The 2,833-nt window shown below is 68.4% G+C and carries 2 protein-coding genes; one reads left to right on the top strand and one right to left on the bottom strand.

From position 1 onward, the window contains the following. Window positions 1-111 precede the first annotated feature (111 nt). A complete protein-coding gene (locus ACFW9D_RS38115) occupies window positions 112-570 on the bottom strand; it encodes an SseB family protein (protein ID WP_188338044.1) in 459 nt (152 codons plus the stop codon). Between the two features lie 198 nt (window positions 571-768). Between ACFW9D_RS38115 and ACFW9D_RS38110 the strand changes: the two genes are divergently transcribed. Then, the gene (locus tag ACFW9D_RS38110) at window positions 769-2,607 is read left to right on the top strand and encodes an acyl-CoA dehydrogenase (protein ID WP_188338043.1); all 1,839 of its coding nucleotides are present in this window, start codon (window positions 769-771) and stop codon (window positions 2,605-2,607) included. Window positions 2,608-2,833: the final 226 nt, after the last annotated feature.

Genomic DNA, 2,833 nt, shown 5'->3' with positions numbered 1-2,833 from the left:
CAGACCGCGCGGGCGAGAGACACACATAGGCATAGTCAAGCGCGCCCCGTATGGCCGCGACCCCGGCCCCCCGCCCGGCCCTCCCCCGGGGGCGCCCCCCCCCCACGGCGCCTACCCGTACATGCGGCGCATCGCGAAATCGACCATCTGTTCGACGGCCTTCGCGTCGAAGACCATGCGGTGCTCGCCCTCCATGTCGAGGACGAAGCCGTAGCCGGTCGGCAGCAGGTCGATGACCTCGGCGCCGGTGATCACGAAGTACTTGGACTCCTTGCCCGCGTACGTCCGCAGCTCCTTGAGCGAGGTGAACATCGGGATCACGGGCTGCTGGGTGTTGTGCAGCGCGAGGAAGCCGGGGTTGTCGCCGCGCGGGCAGTAGACCTTCGACGAGGCGAAGATCTGCTGGAAGTCCTCCGCGGACATCGATCCGGTCGTGAACGCGCGGACCGCGTCGGCGAGCGACGGCGGCGACGGCTCCGGGTACAGCGGCGGGGCCTGCTGCCCGTAACCGCCCTGCTGCGGCGGCGCGTACTGCTGCCCGGCACCCGGGGTCTGGTCATAGCCGTACATGGGCGCAAGACTACCGAGCCCCCGCAAGGGCGAGGCGGGGTTCGCCCGAGGGCCGAGTTCGTCACAGTTGGCCCGCTGGGGGTTGATTCTTATTACCGGCGGGTAGCATTGTGGTGGTTACTAGTTGGTACGCGTACGAGGAAGGTCCGGGGACACCCCCGGACGATCCACCTCCCAAGCCTTTACGGAGCCGTCGCCATGGGGCACTACAAGTCGAATCTCCGCGACATCGAGTTCAACCTCTTCGAGGTGCTCGGCCGCGACAAGCTGTACGGCACCGGCCCGTTCGGTGAGATGGACGTCGACACCGCCAAGAGCATCCTCGACGAGGTGGCCCGCCTCTCCGAGAACGACCTGGCCGAGTCCTTCACCGACGCGGACCGCAACCCTCCGGTCTTCGACCCCGAGACGAACACCGCGCCGGTCCCGGCCAGCTTCAAGAAGTCCTACAAGGCCTTCATGGACTCCGAGTACTGGCGCCTCGGCCTGCCCGAGGAGATCGGCGGCACCACCGCGCCGCGCTCCCTCATCTGGGCCCACGCCGAGCTGATCCTGGGCGCCAACCCGGCGATCTGGATGTACTCCTCCGGCCCCGCGTTCGCCGGCATCCTCTTCGAGGAGGGCAACGAGGCGCAGAAGAAGATCGCCGAGATCGCCGTCGAGAAGCAGTGGGGCTCGACGATGGTCCTGACCGAGCCGGACGCCGGCTCGGACGTGGGCGCCGGCCGCACCAAGGCCGTGCAGCAGGAGGACGGCTCCTGGCACATCGAGGGCGTGAAGCGCTTCATCACGTCCGGTGAGCACGACATGTCGGAGAACATCCTCCACTACGTCCTCGCCCGCCCCGAGGGCCACGGCCCGGGCACCAAGGGCCTGTCCCTCTTCCTCGTCCCGAAGTTCGAGTTCGACTGGGAGACCGGCGAGCTGGGCGAGCGCAACGGCGTGTACGCGACCAACGTCGAGCACAAGATGGGCCTCAAGGCCTCCAACACGTGCGAGATGACCTTCGGCGACCAGCACCCCGCCAAGGGCTGGCTGATCGGCGACAAGCACGAGGGCATCCGCCAGATGTTCCGCATCATCGAGTTCGCTCGCATGATGGTCGGCACGAAGGCGATCTCGACCCTGTCGACCGGTTACCTGAACGCGCTGGAGTACGCCAAGGAGCGCGTCCAGGGCCCCGACCTCGCCCAGTTCATGGACAAGGCCGCGCCCAAGGTCACCATCACGCACCACCCCGACGTGCGCCGCTCGCTGCTCACGCAGAAGGCGTACGCCGAGGGCATGCGCTCGCTGGTGCTCTACACGGCCTCCGTGCAGGACGCGATCCAGGTCAAGGAGGCCGCCGGCGAGGACGCCTCCGCCGAGCACGCCCTCAACGACCTGCTCCTGCCGATCGTCAAGGGCTACGGCTCCGAGAAGGGCTACGAGCAGCTCGCCCAGTCGCTCCAGACCTTCGGCGGCTCCGGCTTCCTGCAGGAGTACCCGATCGAGCAGTACATCCGTGACTCGAAGATCGACACCCTGTACGAGGGCACGACCGCGATCCAGGGCCAGGACTTCTTCTTCCGGAAGATCGTCCGCAACCAGGGCGCCGCGCTGAACGGCCTCGCCGAGGAGATCAAGAAGTTCCTCGCGGTCGAGACGGGCGGCGAGGAGCTCGCCGGGGCGCGCGAGTCGCTGGCCAAGGCGGCCGTCGAGCTCGAGGCCATCGTCGGCGTCATGCTCACGGACCTCGCGGCCACGGAGCAGGACCCGAAGAACATCTACAAGGTCGGCCTGAACACGACCCGGCTGCTCATGGCCTCCGGTGACGTGGTCGTCGGCTACCTGCTGCTCAAGGGTGCGGCCGTCGCGGCGGAGGCCCTCGCGGGCGGTGCGTCCGCCAAGGACGTGCCCTTCTACCAGGGCAAGGTCGCCGCGGCCAAGTTCTTCGCCGCGAACGTCCTGCCGGGTGTCACGGGTGCGCGCAAGCTCGCCCAGGGCACGAGCGAGTCGGGCCTGGACGTGATGGACCTGGACGAGGCCGCCTTCTAGGCTCCGCCGGACGGGATCCATGGCCCGAGGTCCGTCGCCGCTGGTCAGCGGGGGCGGCCTCGGGTCTTGCGCGTTCGCGTCTGCCTGGTGGCGCTTCTCGGGCGACTGCCGCCCGGTGGGGCTTCTCGCGCAGTTCCCCGCGCCCCTGGAGATGCGCACTTCGTGCGGCATCTCCATCGGGCGGTCACCCGTCGGGGAAATGCGACCCGAAGGGTCTGCATTTCAG

This window comes from Streptomyces sp. NPDC059524 (assembly GCF_042749255.1).
Taxonomy (GTDB): domain Bacteria; phylum Actinomycetota; class Actinomycetes; order Streptomycetales; family Streptomycetaceae; genus Streptomyces; species Streptomyces xanthii.
This window is presented reverse-complemented; position numbering and strand designations above follow the sequence as displayed.